Raw genomic sequence first — 20,134 nt, 5'->3', positions numbered from 1 at the left:
TCCGCCCCCTCCGTCAGGCTGCGCCTGACACCTCCCCCTGGCGGGGGAGGATTGCGGGGGTTAGTTCCCCTCCGGCCCTGTATAGCTGGTCAGCTCGTCGCCGAGCAGCGTCACCACGTGGAGCACGTTGGTCGAGCCCGGCGTCTTGAACGGCACGCCGGCGCAGACGATCACCCGGTCGCCCGCCTTGGCGAGGCCGTGGCGCAGCGCCATGCGCTTGGCCTTGCCGACCATTTCCTCGAACGAGTCGACATCGCGGGTCTGCACGGCATGGGTGCCCCACAGCAGGCCCAGACGACGCGCAGTGTCGCGCTCCGGGGTCAGCACCAGGATCGGCACCAGCGGCCGCTCGCGGGCGATGCGGCGCGCGGTCGAGCCCGAGCTGGTGAAGCAGATGATCGCCGAGGCCGAGACCGTCGCCGCGATATTCTTCGCCGCTTCGGCCAGTGCGTCGGCGGTCGTCGGATCGGGCTTGGTAACGGTGAAGTGGACGCGGTCGCCATGCGCGGGATCGCGCTCCACCGCATCGGCGATCGAGTTCATCATCGACACCGATTCCACCGGCCACTTGCCCGCGGCGCTTTCGGCCGAGAGCATGATCGCGTCGGCGCCGTCATACACCGCGGTCGCCACGTCCGACACTTCGGCGCGGGTGGGCGAGGGGCTGTCGATCATCGATTCGAGCATCTGCGTCGCGACGATTACCGGACGGCCCAGGCGGCGCGCCGATTCGACGATCCGCTTCTGCAGCGGCGGCACGGTCTGCGGTGGCAGCTCGACGCCGAGATCGCCGCGGGCGACCATCACGCCATCGCACTGCTCGAGGATTTCCTCGAGACGCGCGATGGCGCTCGGCTTCTCGATCTTGGCGAGCAGCGCGGCCTTGCCGCCGATCAGGCGGCGGGCTTCCATCAGATCCTCGGGGCGCTGGACGAAGCTGAGCGCGATCCAGTCGGCACCCTGCTCCACCGCGAAGCTGAGGTCGCTGCGGTCCTTCTCGGTGAGCGCGGCAAGCGGCAGCACCATGTCGGGGACGTTGAGGCCCTTGTTGTTCGACAGCGCACCGCCGACCTCGACGATCGTGGTCAGCCGGTCGGGCGTCACGTCGGTCACGCGCAGCACCAGCTTGCCGTCGTCGAGCAGCAGCCGGGCATCGGGGTGCGCGGCTTCGAAGATCTCGCGGTGCGGCAGCTCGACGCGGGTGGCGTCGCCCGGCGTGGGATCACGGTCCAGCGTGAACTGGTGGCCGGTGACCAGCATCACCTTGCCCTCGGCGAACTTGCCGACGCGGAGCTTCGGGCCCTGCAGGTCGGCGAGGATCGTGGTCGGGCGGCCGGTAGTCGCCTCCATGCCGCGGATCGCTTGGAACAGCGGGATCTTCGAGGCCTGGTCGCCATGGCTCATATTGATGCGGAACGCATCGGCGCCGGCGCGGAACAGCTTCTCGATCATTTCGGGGGACGCGCTGGCGGGTCCCAAGGTTGCCAGGACGCGCACCTTGCGCGAGCGGGGGGAGATCGCCTGTGTCATCGTTGTCTTCCTCGGCTTGTGCGTGCCCGCCTCTAGCCCCAAATGCGTTAACATCAACTCCGGAGGTGCCGAATGGATGAACTTGATCGCCTGGACGACGCAATTGCGGCCAAGGCGTTCCGCCGGCTGGTGCGCCATCTGCGCCACCGTCACGATGCCCAGAACATTGATCTGATGGGGCTTTCGGGCTTTTGCCGGAACTGCCTGGGCGACTGGATCCATGAAGCGGATCCGAGCATCGCCAAGGCCGATGCGCGCCGAATCGTCTATGGGATGGAGCAGTCCGAGTGGAAGGCGAAGTACCAGAGCGAGGCCACGCCCGAGCAATTGGCCCGCATGGAAGAGAGCCTGAAGAAGAACGAGGGCCGCGACGCGGAGCTCGACGAGGCGCTTGACGAGAGCTTCCCGGCCAGTGATCCTCCCAGCATGACCGACCCCCACGCCTGAGGCGGGCCTGAACCGGGGGCGCGACAGTGGGGAGACGGGAATGAAGACGTTGTTGCTGGCCGCGCTGGCCTGTTCGGTGGCCGTTCCCGCCCTTGCTCAGTCTTCCTCCAAGGTCACCTATGTCCAGGCCGGGCGGCTGCTCGACCGGCCTGGCCAGGCGGCGCGCGGCAATAGCACCCTGATCCTGCGCGATGGCAAGGTCGCCGAAGTCCGCGACGGCTTCGTCGCGCCCGAGGCCGGGGCGACCCTGGTCGACCTGCGCGACAAGTTCGTGCTGCCGGGGCTGATCGACCTGCACGTCCACCTCTTCTCCGAGGGCGACCCGGTGAAGGAGCGGATGAACGCGCTCACCGAGGACGAGGCCGACGAGTTCGTCATCGGCATCGAGGATGCGCGACGCGATCTTGAGGCAGGGTTCACCACGGTCCGCGACCTCGGCAGCAACCCCCGCGCGATCCGGGCGCTGCGGGACGCGGTGGAGCGCGGCGCGATCGCGGGGCCGCGAATCGTCAATGCCGGGCGGATGATCTCGGTCTCGGGCGGGCATGGCGACGGCACCAACGGGCTTGCCGAGGAATTCGCCGAGGCGGTGGCGCACCGCCAGATCAACACCTGCGACGGCGCCGACGATTGCCGCCGTGCGGTCCGCCAGCAGATCGGGCTGGGCGCGCAGGTGATCAAGTTCGCCGCCACCGGGGGCGTGCTCTCGAATGTCGCCGGGGGCCTGGGCAAGCAGATGTCCGACGAGGAGATGAAGGCGATCGTCGATACCGCGCACGCCTTCGGCCGCCGCGTCGCGGTGCATGCGCACGCCGCCGAGGGCGTGCGCGGTGCGGTGGAGGCGGGGGCCGATTCGATCGAGCATGGCAGCTTCCTCGACGATGCGACCATCGCGGCGATGAAGGCGCACGGCACCTGGCTCGTCCCGACGATGATCGCCCCGGTCACCGCGCTCGCTAATGCCCGCGCCGGCAAGCTGCCGCCCGCCACCATCCCCAAGGCCGAGGCGGCTGCTGCGGCTGCCGCCGCCAGCCATGCCAAGGCGATCAAGGCAGGGGTGAAGGTTGCGTTCGGCACCGACACCGGCGTGTCGCGCCACGGCGAGAATGCGAAGGAATTCGCGCTGCTGGTCCGCGCGGGGCTCACGCCGGCGGGCGCGATTCGCGCGGCGACACTCGACGCTGCCGATGCGCTCGGTCGCAAGGACCAGCTCGGCTCGCTCGAACCCGGCAAGGCGGCGGACCTGATCGCGGTGGCGGGCGATCCGCTGCAGGACGTCACCGTGCTGCAGCATGTCGACACGGTGGTGCGCGCCGGCGTGGTGCACAAGCTCGGCGGCAAGCGGCAGGTGTTCCCGCAGGACTAGAGCGTGATGGCATGGTTGCGACGCGCCGTGACGGAGCCGATTTTGGCTTGTGGCTAGGAGCGAGGAGGGAGCGGGGCTTTGCCCCCGTGACCGACGAGGGACGACGCCACGGGCCAAAATCGGCCCGCCGCTTCGCGGTTGCCCTGCGCCGCCCGCCGCACGTCGTCGCACCGCTTGCACGGGCCACCAGCCCGCGCTGCGCGATGCTCCTAGCCGACGAACGGCGCAGGGCAATCACGGCGTGTCGAAACCATGTCATCACGCTCTAAGGTTGAGCGAAGGCGCCGGCTGGCGTACAGGGCCCGCCGGATTCCTTTCCCTTCGGACGATCCGGCCGGCGCGACTCTCGCGCGGCGTGCCTCGTCCGATCCCATGCTTCAGGAGCTAGAACACCCATGTCCGACAATATTTCCGCCGAGCAGCTCCGCCTCCTGATCGAGCGTGTCGAGCGTCTCGAAGAGGAGAAGAAGGGCATCGCCGACGACATCAAGGACGTCTATGCCGAGGCCAAGTCGACCGGCTTCGACGTGAAGACGATGCGCACTATCGTCCGCCTGCGGAAGATGGAAAAGCATCACCGCGAAGAGGCCGAGATGCTGCTCGAGACCTACAAGCAGGCGCTGGGCATCTAAGCCCCGCGATGGCGCTCGCCGGGCTTCCGCGCTAAGGCGAGCGCTTTCCACCTTCTCCAAACCGCAGGCAGTTCGGGTTCACCATGGCAGGCCATTCCAAATTCAAGAACATCATGCACCGCAAGGGCGCGCAGGATAAGAAGCGCTCGGCGATGTTCTCCAAGCTAAGCCGCGAAATCACCGTGGCGGCAAAGATGGGTCTGGCGGACCCGGACATGAACCCGCGCCTGCGCGCCGCGATCAACGCCGCCAAGGCGCAGTCGATGCCCAAGGACAATATCCAGCGCGCGATCGACAAGGCGAGCAAGGGCGAAGGCGATAATTACGAAGAGATCCGCTACGAGGGCTTCGGCCCGGCGGGCGTCTCGCTGATCATCGAGGCGCTGACCGACAACCGCAATCGCACCGCGACCAACGTGCGCACCGCGGTGTCGAAGAATGGCGGCAACCTGGGCACCGCCGGTTCGGTGAGCCACGGCTTCGATCGCCTGGGGCTGATCTCCTATCCGGTAAGCGCCGGCGACGCCGAGAAGGTGTTCGAGGCGGCACTGGAAGCGGGCGCCGAGGACGTGACCAGCAGCGAGGACGGCCACGAGATCTGGACCGCGCAGGGCGACCTGCACGAAGTCGCCAAGGCGCTGGAGGCGGTGCTCGGCGAGTCCGAGGGCGCCAAGCTCGCCTGGCGGCCGCAGACCATGGTGACGGTGGGCGCGGACGACGCGGCGACGCTGTTCAAGCTGCTCGATGCGCTGGATGATGACGACGACGTCCAGACGGTATGGGGGAACTACGAAATCCCCGACGACGTGATGGAGAAGCTGGGCTAGCTGGCGATCTACTAGCCCCTCCCCTTCAGGGGAGGGGTTGGGGTGGGGCATGACCGAGTAGCCAATTGCTCCGCTGTTGGTGCATCCTGTTTCCTGAGGGAGGGCAGCGATGGTCACCGAAGCCGAGCTATACGCGCGTGCAAAGGAAATGCGGCGGAACCCTACGGAACTGGAGAAGCGCCTGTGGCGGCATCTCTCCAACACCCAGCTCGGCCACAAATTTCGTCGCCAGCAGGTAGTCTTTCCCTATATCTGCGACTTCTTCTGCCCGGCGAAGGGGCTGGTAGTTGAAGTCGACGGCGACACGCATGATCCAGTGCGCGATGAGCGCCGGGACGCGCACCTTCTAAGCCAAGGATTTCTCGCCCTGCATTTTTCCAATCACGACGTATTCGACAATATGGACGGCGTGCTCGCGGCAATTGTGGAAGCTCTCCAAACCCGTCCGGATCGCTGGTCCGCCAGCCCCCACCCCAACCCCTCCCCTGAAGGGGAGGGGCTTGAGTGGTGATCATCCTGGGTCTCGATCCCGGCCTGGGAACCACCGGCTGGGGCCTCATCCGGGCCGAGGGGAACCGTCTTAGCCATCTCGGCCATGGCAAGCTGGTCACCGACACCAAGGCCACCCTGCCGCGCCGGCTCGCCCATCTCGATGCGATGCTCGCCGCGCTCATCACCGATCATGCGCCTGAGGCGGCGGCTGTCGAGGAAGTGTTCGTCAATTCCAATGCGCAGTCGACGCTCAAGCTCGGCCAGGCACGCGGGGTGGTGCTGTGCGCCGCGGCGCGGGTGGGCATCGATGTCGGCGAGTATAAGCCGAGCACGGTGAAGAAGTCCGTGGTCGGCGTGGGCAATGCCGACAAGGAGCAGGTGCATGCGATGGTCTCGCGGCTGCTGCCGGGGGTGAAGATCGTCGGCGCCGATGCTGCCGACGCGCTGGCGGTGGCGATCTGCCATGCGCATCATCTGGCGAGCGCGCGGTTCGGGGTGCTTCGGTAGGTTTTAGCTATCCCCACGCACCCTCACCCTTCCGGCGCTTACGCGCCTCCCTCCCTCTCCCGCCTGCGGGAGAGGGAGGGGACCCACCGCCGAAGGCGGTGGGGAGGGTGAGGGTGTGTGGGGTTCGCCCATACCTCACCCAAACAAAAAGGCCGGAGCGTCGCCGCCCCGGCCCTTCCGTAAACCCATCCGCGACGGGATCAGTACACCCGCTTCTTCGGCTTGATATATTCGATCGCGTCGGTGAGCGTATAGTCGTGCACCGGACGGTAGTCGATCGCGGTGGTGCCGCCCTTGCCGCCCCAGCCGTCGAACGTCGCGATGGTGTGCTTCATCCACTCGGCGTCGTCGCGCTCGGGGAAGTCCTCGTGCATGTGCGCGCCGCGGCTTTCCTTGCGGTTGATCGCGCTGCGGATCGTCACCATCGCCTGGCCGAGCAGGTTGTCCAGCTCGAGCGTCTCGACGAGATCGGTGTTCCACACCAGCGAGCGATCGCTGACATGCACATCCTCCAGGCCCTTGTAGACCTGGTCCATGTGGGCCACGCCCTCGGCCATCAGCTCCTCGGTGCGGAACACGGCGCAGTGGCGCTGCATCGTCTTCTGCATGTCGGCGCGCAACTGCGAGGTGCGGGTGCCGCCATTTGCGTTGCGGAAGTGATCGAGGCGACCCAGCGCCAGCGCTTCCGAATCCTTCGGCAGCGGGTGGTGCGGGGTGTTCGGCTTGAGGATGTCGACGATCCGCTTGCCGGTTGCCCGGCCGAACACCACGAGATCGATCAGCGAGTTGGAGCCGAGGCGGTTGGCGCCGTGCACCGACACGCAGGCCGCTTCGCCGACCGCGAACAGGCCGGGGACCACCGCATCCGGATTGCCGTCCTTCAGATGGACGACTTCGCCGTGATAGTTGGTCGGGATGCCGCCCATATTGTAGTGGACGGTCGGCACCACCGGGAGCGGCTGGCGGGTGAGGTCGACACCGGCGAAGACCTTGCCGGTCTCGGTGATGCCGGGCAGGCGCTCGGCGAGGATCTTCGGGTCGATATGGTTCAGGTGAAGGTAGATATGGTCCTTCTCCTTGCCCACGCCGCGGCCTTCGCGGATCTCCATCGCCATCGAGCGCGACACGACGTCGCGGCTGGCGAGATCCTTGGCGGACGGCGCATAGCGCTCCATGAAGCGCTCACCCTCGGAGTTGGTGAGATAGCCGCCTTCGCCGCGCGCGCCCTCGGTGATCAGCACGCCCGCGCCGTAGATGCCGGTCGGGTGGAACTGGACGAACTCCATGTCCTGCAGCGGCAGGCCGGCGCGGAGCACCATCCCATTGCCGTCGCCGGTGCAGGTGTGCGCCGAGGTGGCCGACTGGTAGACGCGGCCATAGCCGCCGGTCGCCAGCACCACCGCATGGCTGCGGAAGCGGTGGATCGAGCCGTCGTCCATGCACAGCGCGATCACGCCGCGGCACTCGCCATTTTCCATGATCAGGTCGAGCGCGAAATATTCGATGAAGAAGTCCGCGTCGTACTTCAGGCTCTGCTGGTACAGCGTGTGCAGCATCGCATGGCCGGTACGGTCCGCCGCGGCGCAGGTGCGCTGCGCGGGCGGGCCTTCGCCCATGTTCTGCATCATGCCGCCGAACGGACGCTGGTAGATCTTGCCCTCGTCGGTGCGGCTGAACGGCATGCCGGCATGTTCGAGCTCGTACACCGCGGCAGGCGCCTCGCGGGTGAGATACTCGATCGCGTCCTGGTCGCCGAGCCAGTCGGAGCCCTTGACGGTGTCGTACATGTGCCAGGTCCAGTGGTCCGGACCCATGTTGCCCAGGCTGGCGGCGATGCCGCCCTGCGCCGCGACCGTGTGGCTGCGCGTCGGGAACACCTTGGTGATGCAAGCGGTCTTGAGGCCCGACTGCGCCACTTCCATCACCGCGCGGAGGCCCGAGCCGCCCGCGCCGACGACGACGGTGTCATAGATATGGTCGATGATCTTGTAGGCGGCGGGCATCAGGCAGCCACTCCAACGGAGGTGAAGGCGATCTTCAGGATCGAGAAGATCGCGAGCACGCGGACGGTGATCGTGAAATATTCGAGCAGGACGATCAGCACGAAGCGCGTCTCGTTGTGCTGATAGTCCTCGATCACGACCTGCAGGCCGTGACGGAAGTGGGAAGTGACGCTGAGCACCAGGAGGATCAGCGGCACGGCGACCAGCGGCTGGGCGATCCAGGCCTGCATCGTCGCATAGTCATAGGCGGGCAGCAGGGCGATCGAGACGATCAGCCACAGCACCAGCAGCAGGTTCGATCCCGCCGAAACCTTGTGCTTCCACCATTCGCCCGCGCCTTCGTGCGCCGAGCCGAGGCCGCGGACGCGACCGAGCTGGGTTCCGTTACCCATGCGCCTTCTCCAGAAGCACGACCCAGAAGATCGCGGTGGCGAGGATGCTGACCGCGAAGGTGGTCAGCGCGGTGCGCTTGTTCGCGCGCAGCTCGAAATTCGCGCCGGCGTCGAGGAACAGGTGGCGCACGCCCGAGGCCATGTGCTGGAAGAAGGACAGGCTCATCCCGATCCCGACAATATAGCCGAGGATGTTGAGCTTGCCGTTCGACAGCGTGAACACGTCGAGGAACGTCGCATAGGCATCGGGGCCATAAGCGAGCGCGACCAGCCACCAGACGAACAGTCCGGTGCCCACGGTCGCCATGCCGGAGCCGGTGGCGCGGTGGATGATCGAGACCGTCATGTGCGGCCCCCAGGTATAGATGCCGAGATGCGGCGACAGCGGTCGCGCCGTGTTGCGGACGTTGGCCAACGATAAATCCTTTCGGTCGACGCGGGCTTCCTTAATCCCGCCAGACGAGGATGCAAGACGGATTGCCCTTAGGTTCAGCCGGGCGGTGGGCGCAAGATGGTGCGGATCCACCCTGGCACACCCGCTCCTAACCGCCTCTTAACCACTGAAGCGACATAGCTTGGCCGGATGCGGCCGAAGCCCGGCCGCCGACCGGGGATGAGACGTAGGTGAGCGATTCGGTTTCCACCCAGGCGCTGGCCGCCGCCGGCACGATGAGCGCGCGGATCGACGTGGCGGCGCGGCTGCACGTGTTCGATTTCGAAGGCTCGCTGCAGCAATCGAGTCGCGAATGCTGGGAGGTGCTGGAGCCCGAGATCGAGGCGGTCTCCGCCGCCTATTGGCATCAATGGGTCCGCTGCTTCCCCGAAGAGCGCGATTGGGCGCCGTCGGATACCGCAAAGATGATCGACGTTGGCGTGGTGTTCCTGCGCGCGCGCTTCCTGGAGACGACGACCAAGAGCTGGATCGAATCGATCGAGCGCTCGGTCGCCGCGGCCTATGAAAAGGGCGTGCCGCCGATGGCGCTGCTCTCGATGATCAGCGCGAGCGACCGTGCGGCGCTGGAAGTGCTGATCCGCCGGGTGGGCGGCGCCGATCCGCGGCTGCCGGTGCTGGTCGACACGCTGATGCGGCTGTCGGCGCTGGAAGCAGACATCACCGTCGAGATCTACAACATGTATCGCGAGCACAGCGCCCAGGTGGCGCGTGACCGGCTGGCGACCGAGTTCCACACGTCGATCGGCGCAACCGTGGAGCAGGCGTCGCGCGGCGGCGAAGCGTTGCGCGGTCAGGCGGTGCACACCTCCGCTTCGGCCCGGGGCATGCTGGGCAAGGCGAGCGAAGTCGCGGCGGCGGCCGAACAGTCGGCGGTGGCCATGCGCGAGGCGGCGATGACCGCCGCCGGCCTGATCCGCGCGATCGAGGATGCGCGTACCGAAGTCGAGGCGGCGGCGGCGATCGCGACGCGCGCGAGCGGCCAGGCGAGCGACGCGGTGGGCATGAGCGAGATGCTCTCCGACCATGCCAAGTCGATCGAATCGATCCTCGGCCTGATCCGCGACATCGCCGGGCAGACCAATTTGCTCGCGCTCAACGCGACGATCGAGGCGGCCCGAGCCGGCGACGCCGGGCGCGGTTTCGCGGTGGTGGCGCAGGAAGTGAAGAGCCTCGCCAGCCAGACCGCGCGCGCGACCGACGACATTGCCGCCAAGATCGCCGCGATCCAGTCGGCGACGCGCTCGACGGTGGAGACCAACGCCTCGATCCGCGCGACCGTCTCCGAAGTGCAGGAAAGCGCCAACCGCATCCGCAGCGCGATGGAAGTGCAGGCGCAGACCGTCACCGCGATCACCGCGGCGGTCGACGAGACCGCGCTCGCGGCGGATTCGATGTCGGCGACGATCAGCGCGATCCGCGCCGATACCGAGGCGGTGGCCTCCGAGATCGACCGGGTCGGACAGGGATTTGCGACGCTCGACGAACAGCTCGGCGCGCTGAAGGGCAGCGCCGGCGAGTTCGTCGCCAAGGTCGCTGCGTGATGGAGTCTGCGATGTCGGAAAGCCGCAAACCCGGCCAGTGGAGCGGCGGCGCGCGCTCCTTGGGCGAGCACCGCAAGGACTATGACTGGGACGGCACGTTGCTCGCCAGCTGCGCCGAGATCGCCGCGTTGCTCGAGCAAGAGCATGAGACGATCGCCCGGCGCTCGCAGCAGCATCTGCTCAGCGGCCGGCTGAGCAGCCAGATGCGTGCGGAGATCGAATCCGAGGCGCACGTCCTCGACGGCGCGCGGTACGATCGCGTGAAGTTCGAGCAGCCGTTCAGCGAGGAATGGGCGCAGATGGTCTGCGACTATGCCGCGCGCACCTATCTGCTCGGCGTGCCGCTGCCGGTGCTGATCTCGCACTTCGCCTATGCCCATAGCCAGACGCTCGACGTGCTGCGGAGCAAGGTGGACGGCGATCTCGATCGCTACGCCCGCCTCAGCGACGCGGTGCAGCGTATCGCCATGGCCGAGGTGGACCTGATGGCGGCGCATCTCGGCGCGCGCGACGCCGAGTCGGTGCATGACGAACGCCGCGCACGATCGGACCAGTTCCGCGCGAGCATCGCCGAATCGATCGAAGGCGCGACGATGCTCGGCAACCGCATCCGGGTGCAGGCGCAGGGCGCCTCCAGTGCGGCGCGCGGCATGTTGGGCAAGGCGAGCGAAGTCGCGGCGGCGGCCGAGCAGTCGGCGGTGGCGATGCGCGAGGCGGCGATGACCGCGGCCGGGCTGATCCGTGCGATCGAGGACGCGCGCACCGAAGTCGAAGCGGCGGCGGGCATCGCCACGCGCGCCTCGGGCCAGGCGAGCGAGGCGGTGGGGATGAGCGAGATGCTCTCCGAGCACGCCAAGTCGATCGAATCGATCCTCGGCCTGATCCGCGACATTGCCGGGCAGACCAATTTGCTCGCGCTCAACGCGACGATCGAGGCGGCACGGGCAGGGGATGCGGGCCGCGGCTTCGCGGTGGTGGCGCAGGAAGTGAAGAGCCTCGCCAGCCAGACGGCACGCGCCACCGACGACATCGCCGCCAAGATCGCGGCGATCCAGTCGGCCACGCGCTCGACGGTCGAGACCAACGCCTCGATCCGGGCAACGGTGTCCGAGGTGCAGGAAAGCGCCAACCGCATTCGCACCGCGATGGAAGTCCAGGCGCAGACGGTGACCGCGATCACCGCCGCCGTCGACGAGACCGCGCTGGCGGCGGACTCGATGTCCGCCACGATCGGCGCGATCCGCGAGGACACCAAGAGCGTCACCAGCGAGATCGACACGCTCCAGCACGACGTGACCGAGGTCGACGACCGGCTGAACCAGCTGCGTGCTGCGGCGGACGACTTCTCGACGGCGGTGGCGGCCTAGGCGCGGCGCACGGTCAGGCCTTGGGGATGCGCGCCACGACCTTGATCTCGAAGTCGTAGCCGGCAAGCCAGGTGACGCCTACTGCGGTCCAGCTCGGGAAGGGTGCCTGAGGGAAGGCATCGGCCTTGCACGCCATGATCGTCGGGAACTGCGTTTCCGGATCGGTGTGGAAGGTCATGACGTCGACGACGTCGTCGAAGCTGCAGCCGGCGGCCGCCAGCACCGCCTCCAGGTTGCGGAACGCCTGCCGCACCTGATTTTCGAAGCCCGGCACCGGCTCGCCGTCGAGACCGCTGCCGACCTGGCCTGAAACGAACAGGAGGTCGCCGGCACGCACGGCGGGCGAATAGCCGTGCTTGTCGTACAAGGCATGGCGGCTTTCGAGATGGATGGCGTCACGAGGCATGGGAGCTTTCCTTTGCTGCGTTGAGCCGATCGTTCGACGGGACTTCCAGTCGCCCGCAGCGAACTATATACGGCGCGTATGTGAAACTGGCGACATACGTGCCGTATGTCAAATCAAATACGCCACGTATGTGAACTGGAGCGACGAACATGCCTCCCATCAAGCGTGCCCAGACCATGGCCGAAAACCGCGCCAGGCTCCTCGCAGCGGCGCGGCACGCCTTTGCCACGCAGGGGTTCGCCGATGCTTCGATGGACGAGTTGACTGCCGCTGCGGGGCTGACGCGGGGAGCGCTCTATCATCACTTTGGCGACAAGAAGGGGTTGCTCGCCGCGGTGGTCGCGCAGATCGACGACGAGATGGCGGCGCGTGCGCGGCAAGCGGCGCAGCAGCAGTCGAACGATTGGGATGCGCTGATCGTCGAGGGTACCGCCTATATCGAGATGGCGCTCGACCCGGAGATCCGGCGCGTCGTGCTGCTTGATGGTCCCGCCGTTCTGGGGGACCCTTCGCAGTGGCCGAGCCAGAATGCCTGCCTGGACCTCACGCAGCAGAGCCTGGCGCGCCTGGCATCGGAAGGCCTGCTCAAGCCGGTCGACGTCGAGGCGGCGGCGCGGCTGCTCAACGGTGCGGCGCTCAACGCGGCGCTGTGGGTCGCAGCGAGCGACGCGCCCGCGGCGACGCTGCCCAAGGCGGTCGCGGCGTTCAAGGCACTGGCCGCCGGGCTGCTGGCTGAGGCGCGCTGACGCACGGATCGCCGCAGGCGGCTGCGTCGGGCTTGATTGCCGATCCCCGCCCGTGTCATCGCTGCTTGGATGTCCCGCACCTTTCTTTGTGCCGCGCTTCTGTTGCTCATTGGTGTCGCTCCGGCGCGCGCGCAGCAGGAAGATCGGCAGGCCTGGGAGCAGCTCAACGTCATCGTGCCGATGACCAAGCAGGTCCGCGTCACGCTCGAGCAGATTGCGCGCACGAGCGATCGGCAGGACGGCATCTACACCACCGAATATGGCGCGCTTCTGGGGTGGCAGGTCGCCAAGGGTATCGAGATCGGCGTCGGCTATCGTCGGGTGGGCTTTCACAGCGCCAACCTCGCGCCCGACGAGGACCGCGTGCGCCAGCAGATCGTGTTCAATCGCGGGCGGTTTGCCGGGCGGTTCCGGATCGACGAGCGGTTCAGCACGGTCGGCAGCGGCATCGGCGTGCGGATCCGGCCGCTGCTCCGCTACAATCTCCCGCTCGGGCGGCCGCGACTGGCCCTGTTCGCCAGCCATGAGAGCTTCCTGCTGCCCAACAGCACCAGCTGGGGCCAGCGGGCGGGCTATGAGCGGATGCGCAACCTGCTCGGCCTCGCGGTGCCGCTGGGCAAGGCGCTGAATGCGGATATCGGCTATCTCAACCAGTATCGCTTCGGGCGAAACGGCGCGCGGCCGCAGATGGACCATGCGCTGAGCGTGCAGCTGACGGTAAACCTGGGCGCGCTGGGCGTGGCGGTGCTGCACGACTGAGCCCGCCGTGCCGGGGTGACGCGCCACCGCGCCCGCGCTAGGGCTTGCCCCATGAAGACCCATATCCTCCTCACCGGCAGCAGCCGGGGCATCGGCGCGGCGACGGCCTCGCTGCTCGGCAACGACGTGCGCGTGACGCTGGTCGGCCAGGGTACCCGCAGCGGCATCCCCGCCGACTTCACCGATCCCGCGGCACCCCAGCAGCTCTGGCAGCAGGCGCTCGACGCGCTCGACGGCCGGATCGACGTGGTGATCAACAATGCCGGCATCTTCGAAGCCAATCCGCTCGACGCCGAACATGACGACTGGGTCGAAGGCTGGGAGCGCACGATGCGCGTCAACCTCACCGCCTCGGCCGAGCTCTGCCGGCTGGCGGTGCGCCACTGGCAGGAACGCAAGAGCGGCGGCCGGATCGTCAACGTCGCCAGCCGTGCCGCCTATCGCGGCGACAGCCCGGCGCACTGGCATTATGCCGCCTCCAAGGCGGGCATGGTCGGCATGACCAAGTCGATCGCGCGTGGCTATGCGGGCGAGGGCATCCTCGCCTTCGCGATCTGTCCCGGCTTCACCATGACCGGCATGGCCGAGGACTATCTGGCGAGCCGCGGCGGCGACAAGCTGCTGGCCGACATCCCGCTCGGCCGCGTCGCCAGCCCGGAGGAAATCGCCGCCATCGCCAAATTCTGCGCGCTCGATGCGCCCCCCTCGATGACCGGCGCGGTGCTCGACGCCAATGGAGCCAGCTATGTCCGCTGAGATCGACAGCTGGAAGGTCAGCCTGCCCTGCACCCGCGCCGAGGCCGAAGCGATCGACGCGGGCACGATCGAGATCGACGCGGTGCTGATGACCACCGAGACGGTGGAGGACGATGTCGAGCATTGGCGGCTCGACGCCTATATGGAGCAGGAGCCCGATGCGGCGATGCTCGCGGCGCTCAAGGCGCTGGTGCCGAGCGCCGCGGGAATCGAGCCCGAGGTCGAGGCGCTGACCGCGCAGGACTGGGTGACGCTGAGCCAGGAAGGCCTGGAACCGATCCGCGAGGGCCGCTTCGTCGTCCATACCAGCGCGCATCCGGTGGAGGCACCGGCAGGCGGCCGCGCGTTCCTGATCGATGCGGGCCGCGCCTTCGGCACCGGGCACCATGCGACGACCTCGGGCTGCCTGGCGATGCTCGACGGGCTTTCGGACCGGCAGTTCGCCAACATCATCGATGTCGGCACCGGCACCGGGCTGCTGGCGTTCGCCGGCGCGCATCTCTGGCCCGCGGCCAAGGTGATGGCGACCGACATCGACCCTGCAGCCGTGGACGTGACGCGCGAGAATGCGGTGGCGAACGGCATCGAAGGCGTCGACCTGGTGGTGGCGGACGGTGCGCTATCGGACGCGATCACCGCCAAGGCGCCGTATGACCTCGTCATCGCGAACATCCTTGCGGGGCCGCTGGTCTCGATGGCGCCCGAGCTCGCCGCGATCGCTGCGCCGAACGCGACGATCGTGCTGGCCGGGCTGCTGGAGACGCAGCGGCCGCAGGTGGTGGAGGCGTTCGAGGCTTGCGGCTGCACGCTGGAGGCCATCGACCGCCGCGGCGACTGGACGATCCTGCGGCTCGCCGCCGGGGCGGTGCGCTACGTGCCGGTCACCCCGCCCGACCCCAAGGGCCGCGACGGCTGGGCGCTGGATATTTGAGACTCGGCGACGTCATGCCTCACGGACAAGGAAGGGGTCCCGCGTAGGGGATTGGGGAGCGGGTCCCTCAAAAACCATCGTCATTCCCGCGAAGGCGGGAATCCATTCGCCTGTGCGCTGGTAGAAAGAAACGACGCATCAGCGCCAATGGATCCCCGCCTTCGCGGGGATGACAGAGTAGTTTGCCAAGCGACTGCTCTGCTTTGATGGCGGGGCAAACGGCCGCCCCCTCAGCCTCGATGCTGGCTCACGTAGTGTACGATGTCCTCCGGCGTACGGAACACCGCGTCGGGGGACATGCCGGTCAGCAGGTCCTCCGCGGCATAGCCCCACAGCACCGAACCCGCCCGCATGCCAACTTCGCGCGCGGCATCCACGTCCCGGGTCTCGTCGCCGATCGCCAGCGCGGCTTCGGGTTGGACCCCCATCTTGCGCAGCACGCGGCGGAACTTGGGCGCCTTGCCGAACAGCGAGGAGCCACAGGCAAAATAATCGATCTTGGCGGCGTGGCGCGGACCCAGGATCTTGCGGGCATTCTCCTCCGAGTTGGAGGTGACCAGCGCGAGCTTGACGCCGCTTTCGACCAGCCGTTCCAGCAAATTGGGCGTGCCGGGGAAGAGCTCGATCCGGTGCGCCTCGCGGCTCACCAGCTTGCGCACATAGCGGGCGATCCACGGCATCTTCCACCGGGAGATGCCGAGAAAGTCGATGACTTCGCGCGAGCTCTTGCGGCGAAGCATCTCTACTTCCTCGGGCGCGATCTTGCGGAAGCGGAAACGCTCGGCGAGGTCGTTGGCGACCGAGACGAACCAGTCGCCGCTGTCGGACAGCGTGCCGTCGAAATCGAAGATGACGAGATCCAGCGGGCGGGCCGCTATGGCGCTCGTCTCAACCATGTCCGCTACCAGGTCCATGCATCCGGCACTCCGCCCCGTTGCCCAACTCTATCTGTACCGTACTGTGCTCGATCCGGAAATCGTCCGCGAGCCGATGTTGAAGATGAATTAGAAATGCGTCACCGGGATGACCATCGGGCATGACCAGATGCGCGGTGAGCGCCGCCTCGGTGGTGCTCATCGGCCAGACATGGAGATCGTGGACGCGGGTGACGCCGGGCTGGGCGAGCAGCGTCTGCTCCACCGCCTCCAGGTCGATCCGGTCCGGCACCGCCTGCAGCGCCATGGTGAGCGATTCGCGCAGCAGCCCCCAGGTGCCGACCAGAATGACCACGACGACCACGAGGCTGATCGCCGGATCGATCCAGCGCAGCCCGGTCCACCAGATCAGCGCCCCGGCGACCACCACCGCCGCCGAGACGCCGGCATCGGCCGCCATGTGGAGATAGGCGCCGCGGACATTGATGTCGTGGTCGCGACCGCGGGCGAAGAGCAGCGCGGTGCCGAGGTTCACGACGATGCCCGCCCCCGCCACCAGCATCACCGGGATGGGCGCCACGGCGGGCGGGTCGGTGAAGCGCTGAACGGTTTCGAGCAGGATCGCGCCGATCGCGATCAGCAGCAGCAGCGCATTGGCGAGCGCGGCGAGGATCGAGGAGGCGCCGAGGCCATAGGTGAAGCGCGGCGTCGCCGGCCGCTTGCCGAGCTCGGCGCCCACCCAGGCGATCAGCAGGCCGAGCACGTCGGAGAGGTTGTGGCCGGCATCGGCCAGCAGCGCCATCGAATTGGTCCACAGCCCGGCGCCGCCTTCGAGTACCACGAAGGCGATGTTGAGCGCGGTCCCGATCGCGAAGGCGCGGCCGAAATCGGCGGGCGCGTGGCTGTGGCCATGACTGTGCGAGTGGCCGTGGCTATGCCCGTGTGAATGGCCATGGTGATGGCCGTGCGCGTGATTTCCCGACATGTCGGGCGATCCTAGCGGGCGTCCCCCATGTGATGCTAGCGCATTGCGGCAAAAGTGTTTCGGCAGCCGTGCCCCTGCAGCCGTGCCCCTGCGAAAGCAGGGGCCCAGGGTAGGAGAGGACGCCGCTTGTGGCCCTGGGCCCCTGCTTTCGCAGGGGCGCGGTAAGGCACGCTCAGCGGCGCTTGCGCTTGCCGTCCATCGGGTTGAACGCAGGCGGGCGGATCGTCACCAGCTCGCTGCGCTCGATCACCCCGTCCTTGTTCTTGTCGAACCGCGCCCAGATCAGCGCGAAGCGGTCCTGGAATTCGGTCCAGCTGACCTTGTTGTCGCCGTCGCGGTCCATCTCGAACGGGCTGGGCAGGGTGTTGCGATCGCCCATCCAGCGCAGCGACCAGTCCGAATAGGCGATATAGCCCAGGCTCCCGGTGTGGCCGGTATCGGCGCTGTCGAAGCTGCGCTTGAGCCCTGCGTCGAACTCGGCGCGGGTGACGCGGGCGTCGCCATCGCTGTCGAACCCGGCGATCAGCAGCGCCACCGGCTCGGCGATCACCGTCGCCTGGGGCTGCGCGCCGGGTGCGTTGACCGTGATCGCGTCGGGTGCGGGCCGTTGCTGCGCGGCGGCGGGCAGGGCGGCGGTGCAGGCGGCGAGCAGCAGGAACAGGCGCATCGATTTCCCTTTAGCGGGCGGGCAGCAACAGGCTGGAATCACCATAGCTGTAGAAGCGATAGCCGGTTTCGATCGCATGGGCATAGGCCGCCTGCATGCGATCCAGCCCCATCAGCGCGGAGACCAGCATGAACAGCGTCGAGCGCGGCAGATGGAAGTTGGTGACCAGCCCGTCGACCCCCTTGAAGCGATAGCCGGGGGTGATGAAGATGGCGGTGTCGCCCTCGAACGGCTGGATCACGCGAGTCTCGTCCGCCGCGCTTTCGAGCAGGCGCAGGCTGGTGGTACCCACCGCGATGATGCGGTTGCCCGCGGCGCGCACGGCGTTGAGCCGATCGGCGACCTCAGGGGTGATGCGGCCCCATTCGGCGTGCATCTTGTGGTCCGCCGTATCCTCGGCCTTGACCGGCAGGAAGGTGCCCGCGCCGACATGCAGCGTCAGCGTGGTATGGCCGATGCCCGCCGCTTCCAGCGAGGCCATCAGCGCCGGGGTGAAGTGCAGCGCAGCGGTGGGCGCGGCGACGGCGCCCGGCTCTGCCGCGAACATCGTCTGGTAATCGTCGGCATCGCGCGCGTCGGTCGGGCGCTTGGAGGCGATATAGGGCGGCAGCGGCATGCGGCCGCAGCGCTCCAGCAGCAGCTCGACCGGCTCGTCGCCCTGGAAGTCGAGTGCGAAGCTGCCGTCCTCGGCGCGGTCCGAGGCGATGGCGATCGCATCGGGGCCGAAGGTGATCGCATCGCCGTCGCGCAGCCGCTTGGCGTTGCGGATGAAGGCACGCCAGCGGCGCGGCCCCTCGCGCTTGTGCAGCGTCGCGCCGATCCGCGCCTCGCCGCGCGTCCCCTCCAGCTGGGCGGGGATGACGCGGGTGTCGTTGAACACCAGGCAGTCGCCGGGGCGGAGCTGGGCGGCGAGCTCGCGGACGATCGCGTCGCGCGTCTCCGCACCGTCCAGCACCAGCAGGCGGGCGGAATCGCGCGGGGCGGCGGGGCGCAGCGCGATCCGTTCGTTCGGCAGTTCGAAATCGAAAAGGTCGACGTTCACGAGGAGAGGTCGATCACTTCTTCTTCGGTGCCGGCTTCTTCGCGGCAGGCGCCGGCTTGGCAGCCGGTGCGGCCGGGCCCACCGGGATCAGCGTCGGGCCGGTCGCCGCCGGGGTGGCGGGCGCCAGCGGCTGATAGGGCGGGGGATTGTCCGACTCGATATAGGCGTGGATGATCACGGTCGGGTGCTGCGGCGGCTCGCCGCGCTCGATCTTGTCGACCCATTCCATGCCCGAGGTGACGCGGCCGAACACGGTATAGTCGTGGTCGAAGGCGAGCTTGGGCTGCATCATGATGAAGAACTGGCTGTTCGCGCTGTTCTCCGCCTCGGTCTTCTGCTCGGCCGTGGCGTTGTCGGCCGCGCCGCGGCGGGCGGCCGAGACGGTGCCGCGGACGTGCGGCAGCGAGCTGAACTCGGCGGGCACGTTGGGCAGGTCCGAATCGCCGGTGCCGTCGCCCTTGGGATCGCCGCCCTGGGCGATGTTGTAGGGATCGTCGACCACGCGGTGGAAGGTCAGGCCGTCGTAGAAATGCTTGCGGGTGAGCGTCTTGATCCGCTCGACCATCTTCGGCGCGACGTCCGGGCGGAGCCGGATCAGCACGCGGCCGCCGGTCGACAGGTCCAGCGCCCAGGTGTTCTCCGGGTCGGCGGGAACCAGCACGGCGGGGCGGGTGTTCACATCGGCGTTGACGCCCTTGAACGGTTCGATGACGGGCTTCGGCTTGCCCCCGCCGCCTTGGGCCAGCGCCGGCACGGCGAACAGCGTGGCGGCCATGGCGGCCATCGTGGCTAGGAAACGCATCGAACTTCCCACTCGTTTTTGGTGAATGCGCGGCTCTACCGCAATCGCCGGGCAGCGCAAAGCCCGGCGCACGTCAGGTTGATGTTAGTTGCTGCCCTTGCGGCCGAGCAGCTCGACGCGGGCGGCGACATCGGCCTGGACCGCCTCGGTGACGAAGCGGTGGATCGGGCCGCCGTACATCGCGATCTCCTTCACCAGCCGGCTGGCGATCGGCTGGAGCGACACGTCGGCCATCAGGAAAACCGTCTCGATCCGGTCGTTGATCTGCTGGTTCATGCCGGCCATCTGATATTCGTATTCGAAGTCGGCGACGGCGCGCAGGCCGCGGACGATCACGCTGGCGCTCTCGCGCTCGGCAAAGTCCATCAGCAGCGAATCGAAGCTGACCACCTCGATCGTGCCGGGCAGCCCCTCCACTTCACGGCGCACCATCGCCATCCGCTCCTCGACCGTGAACATCGGCGACTTAGAGGGGTTGGTGGTCACCCCGATCACCAGCCGGTCGACCAGCTTCGCGCCGCGCCGGATGATGTCCATATGGCCGCGGGTGATCGGATCGAAGGTGCCGGGATAGACCCCGATACGGCTGTGCATATGGTCTCTCCCC

At 67.8% G+C, this 20,134-nt stretch carries 23 protein-coding genes; 12 read left to right on the top strand and 11 right to left on the bottom strand.

What is annotated here, in order from left to right:
- Positions 1 to 60: 60 nt before the first annotated feature.
- Positions 61 to 1,530, bottom strand: coding sequence for a pyruvate kinase (gene pyk / locus BM009_RS05610; protein WP_093294422.1), 1,470 nt, complete (start codon positions 1,528 to 1,530; stop codon positions 61 to 63).
- 72 nt (positions 1,531 to 1,602) lie between these two features.
- Here pyk and BM009_RS05605 point away from each other — a divergent pair, with 72 nt between their 5' ends.
- The 6 genes from BM009_RS05605 (at position 1,603) to ruvC (ending at position 5,801) form a co-directional block, all read left to right on the top strand.
- Positions 1,603 to 1,977, top strand: a complete 375-nt coding sequence (locus BM009_RS05605) for a DUF1244 domain-containing protein (protein ID WP_093294420.1) — start codon at positions 1,603 to 1,605, stop codon at positions 1,975 to 1,977.
- 40 nt (positions 1,978 to 2,017) lie between these two features.
- Entirely contained in the window at positions 2,018 to 3,343 is a 1,326-nt protein-coding gene (locus BM009_RS05600) for a metal-dependent hydrolase family protein (RefSeq protein WP_093294419.1), read from the top strand.
- Between the two features lie 395 nt (positions 3,344 to 3,738).
- Positions 3,739 to 3,975 carry a DUF2312 domain-containing protein gene (locus tag BM009_RS05595; RefSeq protein ID WP_010543233.1) on the top strand — a complete coding sequence of 79 codons (237 nt, stop codon included), beginning with the start codon at positions 3,739 to 3,741 and terminating at the stop codon, positions 3,973 to 3,975.
- Positions 3,976 to 4,058: 83 nt separating this feature from the next.
- Complete coding sequence (locus BM009_RS05590; RefSeq protein WP_093294418.1) at positions 4,059 to 4,802, top strand: YebC/PmpR family DNA-binding transcriptional regulator; 744 nt, start codon at positions 4,059 to 4,061, stop codon at positions 4,800 to 4,802.
- A gap of 109 nt (positions 4,803 to 4,911) precedes the next feature.
- Positions 4,912 to 5,313 carry an endonuclease domain-containing protein gene (locus tag BM009_RS05585; protein ID WP_093294416.1) on the top strand — a complete coding sequence of 134 codons (402 nt, stop codon included), beginning with the start codon at positions 4,912 to 4,914 and terminating at the stop codon, positions 5,311 to 5,313.
- Positions 5,310 to 5,801, top strand: a complete 492-nt coding sequence (gene ruvC / locus BM009_RS05580; protein WP_093294666.1) for a crossover junction endodeoxyribonuclease RuvC — start codon at positions 5,310 to 5,312, stop codon at positions 5,799 to 5,801. Before BM009_RS05585 ends, ruvC begins: the two co-directional genes overlap by 4 nt.
- 200 nt (positions 5,802 to 6,001) lie before the next feature.
- Here ruvC and sdhA read toward each other — a convergent pair whose 3' ends face one another.
- From sdhA to sdhC, 3 genes are read right to left on the bottom strand one after another with little or no spacing between them, the layout of a single operon-like run.
- On the bottom strand, positions 6,002 to 7,804 hold the full coding sequence (sdhA, locus tag BM009_RS05575; RefSeq protein ID WP_093294415.1) for a succinate dehydrogenase flavoprotein subunit: 1,803 nt from the start codon (positions 7,802 to 7,804) through the stop codon (positions 6,002 to 6,004).
- Positions 7,804 to 8,196, bottom strand: coding sequence for a succinate dehydrogenase, hydrophobic membrane anchor protein (gene sdhD, locus BM009_RS05570; RefSeq protein WP_093294413.1), 393 nt, complete (start codon positions 8,194 to 8,196; stop codon positions 7,804 to 7,806). The genes sdhA and sdhD overlap by 1 nt, the downstream gene beginning before the upstream one ends.
- Positions 8,189 to 8,611 (bottom strand): succinate dehydrogenase, cytochrome b556 subunit, encoded by a 423-nt coding sequence (sdhC, locus tag BM009_RS05565; RefSeq protein ID WP_093294412.1) that lies wholly within the window; start codon positions 8,609 to 8,611, stop codon positions 8,189 to 8,191. Before sdhC ends, sdhD begins: the two co-directional genes overlap by 8 nt.
- Before the next feature lie 254 nt (positions 8,612 to 8,865).
- Between sdhC and BM009_RS05560 the strand changes: the two genes are divergently transcribed.
- On the top strand, positions 8,866 to 10,191 hold the full coding sequence (locus tag BM009_RS05560; protein ID WP_175487910.1) for a methyl-accepting chemotaxis protein: 1,326 nt from the start codon (positions 8,866 to 8,868) through the stop codon (positions 10,189 to 10,191).
- Between the two features lie 11 nt (positions 10,192 to 10,202).
- Positions 10,203 to 11,558, top strand: coding sequence for a methyl-accepting chemotaxis protein (locus BM009_RS05555; RefSeq protein WP_093294663.1), 1,356 nt, complete (start codon positions 10,203 to 10,205; stop codon positions 11,556 to 11,558).
- Between the two features lie 13 nt (positions 11,559 to 11,571).
- Here BM009_RS05555 and BM009_RS05550 read toward each other — a convergent pair whose 3' ends face one another.
- Positions 11,572 to 11,964: a RidA family protein gene (locus tag BM009_RS05550; RefSeq protein ID WP_093294410.1), complete on the bottom strand. Its 393-nt coding sequence runs from the start codon at positions 11,962 to 11,964 to the stop codon at positions 11,572 to 11,574.
- A 149-nt stretch (positions 11,965 to 12,113) separates the two neighbouring features.
- Here BM009_RS05550 and BM009_RS05545 point away from each other — a divergent pair, with 149 nt between their 5' ends.
- The 4 genes from BM009_RS05545 to BM009_RS05530 all read left to right on the top strand — a co-directional run bounded on the left by BM009_RS05545 (position 12,114) and on the right by BM009_RS05530 (position 15,156).
- On the top strand, positions 12,114 to 12,710 hold the full coding sequence (locus tag BM009_RS05545) for a TetR/AcrR family transcriptional regulator (RefSeq protein WP_254772150.1): 597 nt from the start codon (positions 12,114 to 12,116) through the stop codon (positions 12,708 to 12,710).
- Positions 12,711 to 12,779: 69 nt separating this feature from the next.
- Positions 12,780 to 13,469 carry a DUF2490 domain-containing protein gene (locus BM009_RS05540; protein ID WP_093294407.1) on the top strand — a complete coding sequence of 230 codons (690 nt, stop codon included), beginning with the start codon at positions 12,780 to 12,782 and terminating at the stop codon, positions 13,467 to 13,469.
- 51 nt (positions 13,470 to 13,520) lie between these two features.
- The gene (locus BM009_RS05535; protein WP_093294406.1) at positions 13,521 to 14,225 is read left to right on the top strand and encodes an SDR family NAD(P)-dependent oxidoreductase; all 705 of its coding nucleotides are present in this window, start codon (positions 13,521 to 13,523) and stop codon (positions 14,223 to 14,225) included.
- Positions 14,215 to 15,156 carry a 50S ribosomal protein L11 methyltransferase gene (locus BM009_RS05530; protein ID WP_093294404.1) on the top strand — a complete coding sequence of 314 codons (942 nt, stop codon included), beginning with the start codon at positions 14,215 to 14,217 and terminating at the stop codon, positions 15,154 to 15,156. The genes BM009_RS05535 and BM009_RS05530 overlap by 11 nt, the downstream gene beginning before the upstream one ends.
- Positions 15,157 to 15,386: 230 nt before the next feature.
- On the opposite strand, the gene BM009_RS05525 is transcribed toward BM009_RS05530, so the two are convergent.
- The 6 genes from BM009_RS05525 to coaD form a co-directional block, all read right to left on the bottom strand.
- Positions 15,387 to 16,070 (bottom strand): HAD hydrolase-like protein, encoded by a 684-nt coding sequence (locus BM009_RS05525; protein ID WP_254772149.1) that lies wholly within the window; start codon positions 16,068 to 16,070, stop codon positions 15,387 to 15,389.
- On the bottom strand, positions 16,045 to 17,016 hold the full coding sequence (locus BM009_RS05520) for a cation diffusion facilitator family transporter (protein ID WP_093294401.1): 972 nt from the start codon (positions 17,014 to 17,016) through the stop codon (positions 16,045 to 16,047). The genes BM009_RS05525 and BM009_RS05520 overlap by 26 nt, the downstream gene beginning before the upstream one ends.
- A 172-nt stretch (positions 17,017 to 17,188) precedes the next feature.
- A complete protein-coding gene (locus BM009_RS05515; protein ID WP_093294399.1) occupies positions 17,189 to 17,683 on the bottom strand; it encodes an EF-hand domain-containing protein in 495 nt (164 codons plus the stop codon).
- Positions 17,684 to 17,693: 10 nt separating this feature from the next.
- Positions 17,694 to 18,725 (bottom strand): tRNA preQ1(34) S-adenosylmethionine ribosyltransferase-isomerase QueA, encoded by a 1,032-nt coding sequence (gene queA, locus BM009_RS05510; RefSeq protein ID WP_093294398.1) that lies wholly within the window; start codon positions 18,723 to 18,725, stop codon positions 17,694 to 17,696.
- A gap of 13 nt (positions 18,726 to 18,738) precedes the next feature.
- Positions 18,739 to 19,527: a peptidylprolyl isomerase gene (locus BM009_RS05505; protein ID WP_254772148.1), complete on the bottom strand. Its 789-nt coding sequence runs from the start codon at positions 19,525 to 19,527 to the stop codon at positions 18,739 to 18,741.
- A gap of 84 nt (positions 19,528 to 19,611) precedes the next feature.
- Positions 19,612 to 20,121 carry a pantetheine-phosphate adenylyltransferase gene (coaD, locus tag BM009_RS05500; protein WP_093294396.1) on the bottom strand — a complete coding sequence of 170 codons (510 nt, stop codon included), beginning with the start codon at positions 20,119 to 20,121 and terminating at the stop codon, positions 19,612 to 19,614.
- Positions 20,122 to 20,134 lie beyond the last annotated feature (13 nt).

The organism is Sphingomonas sp. NFR04, assembly GCF_900114095.1.
Taxonomy (GTDB): domain Bacteria; phylum Pseudomonadota; class Alphaproteobacteria; order Sphingomonadales; family Sphingomonadaceae; genus Sphingomonas.
This window is presented reverse-complemented; position numbering and strand designations above follow the sequence as displayed.

What these genes read in the sequence shown, in the direction of transcription:
- BM009_RS05505 (WP_254772148.1), bottom strand. Translation starts at nt 19,527, where the DNA reads ATGCGTTTCCTAGCCACGATGGCCGCCATGGCCGCCACGCTGTTCGCC.
- BM009_RS05540 (WP_093294407.1), top strand. Translation starts at nt 12,780, where the DNA reads ATGTCCCGCACCTTTCTTTGTGCCGCGCTTCTGTTGCTCATTGGTGTC.
- BM009_RS05515 (WP_093294399.1), bottom strand. Translation starts at nt 17,683, where the DNA reads ATGCGCCTGTTCCTGCTGCTCGCCGCCTGCACCGCCGCCCTGCCCGCC.
- BM009_RS05600 (WP_093294419.1), top strand. Translation starts at nt 2,018, where the DNA reads ATGAAGACGTTGTTGCTGGCCGCGCTGGCCTGTTCGGTGGCCGTTCCC.
- BM009_RS05550 (WP_093294410.1), bottom strand. Translation starts at nt 11,964, where the DNA reads ATGCCTCGTGACGCCATCCATCTCGAAAGCCGCCATGCCTTGTACGAC.
- BM009_RS05555 (WP_093294663.1), top strand. Translation starts at nt 10,203, where the DNA reads ATGTCGGAAAGCCGCAAACCCGGCCAGTGGAGCGGCGGCGCGCGCTCC.
- pyk (WP_093294422.1), bottom strand. Translation starts at nt 1,530, where the DNA reads ATGACACAGGCGATCTCCCCCCGCTCGCGCAAGGTGCGCGTCCTGGCA.
- BM009_RS05525 (WP_254772149.1), bottom strand. Translation starts at nt 16,070, where the DNA reads ATGGACCTGGTAGCGGACATGGTTGAGACGAGCGCCATAGCGGCCCGC.
- BM009_RS05545 (WP_254772150.1), top strand. Translation starts at nt 12,114, where the DNA reads ATGCCTCCCATCAAGCGTGCCCAGACCATGGCCGAAAACCGCGCCAGG.
- BM009_RS05595 (WP_010543233.1), top strand. Translation starts at nt 3,739, where the DNA reads ATGTCCGACAATATTTCCGCCGAGCAGCTCCGCCTCCTGATCGAGCGT.
- BM009_RS05560 (WP_175487910.1), top strand. Translation starts at nt 8,866, where the DNA reads ATGAGCGCGCGGATCGACGTGGCGGCGCGGCTGCACGTGTTCGATTTC.
- sdhD (WP_093294413.1), bottom strand. Translation starts at nt 8,196, where the DNA reads ATGGGTAACGGAACCCAGCTCGGTCGCGTCCGCGGCCTCGGCTCGGCG.
- BM009_RS05530 (WP_093294404.1), top strand. Translation starts at nt 14,215, where the DNA reads ATGTCCGCTGAGATCGACAGCTGGAAGGTCAGCCTGCCCTGCACCCGC.
- BM009_RS05590 (WP_093294418.1), top strand. Translation starts at nt 4,059, where the DNA reads ATGGCAGGCCATTCCAAATTCAAGAACATCATGCACCGCAAGGGCGCG.
- BM009_RS05520 (WP_093294401.1), bottom strand. Translation starts at nt 17,016, where the DNA reads ATGTCGGGAAATCACGCGCACGGCCATCACCATGGCCATTCACACGGG.
- coaD (WP_093294396.1), bottom strand. Translation starts at nt 20,121, where the DNA reads ATGCACAGCCGTATCGGGGTCTATCCCGGCACCTTCGATCCGATCACC.
- BM009_RS05585 (WP_093294416.1), top strand. Translation starts at nt 4,912, where the DNA reads ATGGTCACCGAAGCCGAGCTATACGCGCGTGCAAAGGAAATGCGGCGG.
- sdhA (WP_093294415.1), bottom strand. Translation starts at nt 7,804, where the DNA reads ATGCCCGCCGCCTACAAGATCATCGACCATATCTATGACACCGTCGTC.
- BM009_RS05605 (WP_093294420.1), top strand. Translation starts at nt 1,603, where the DNA reads ATGGATGAACTTGATCGCCTGGACGACGCAATTGCGGCCAAGGCGTTC.
- BM009_RS05535 (WP_093294406.1), top strand. Translation starts at nt 13,521, where the DNA reads ATGAAGACCCATATCCTCCTCACCGGCAGCAGCCGGGGCATCGGCGCG.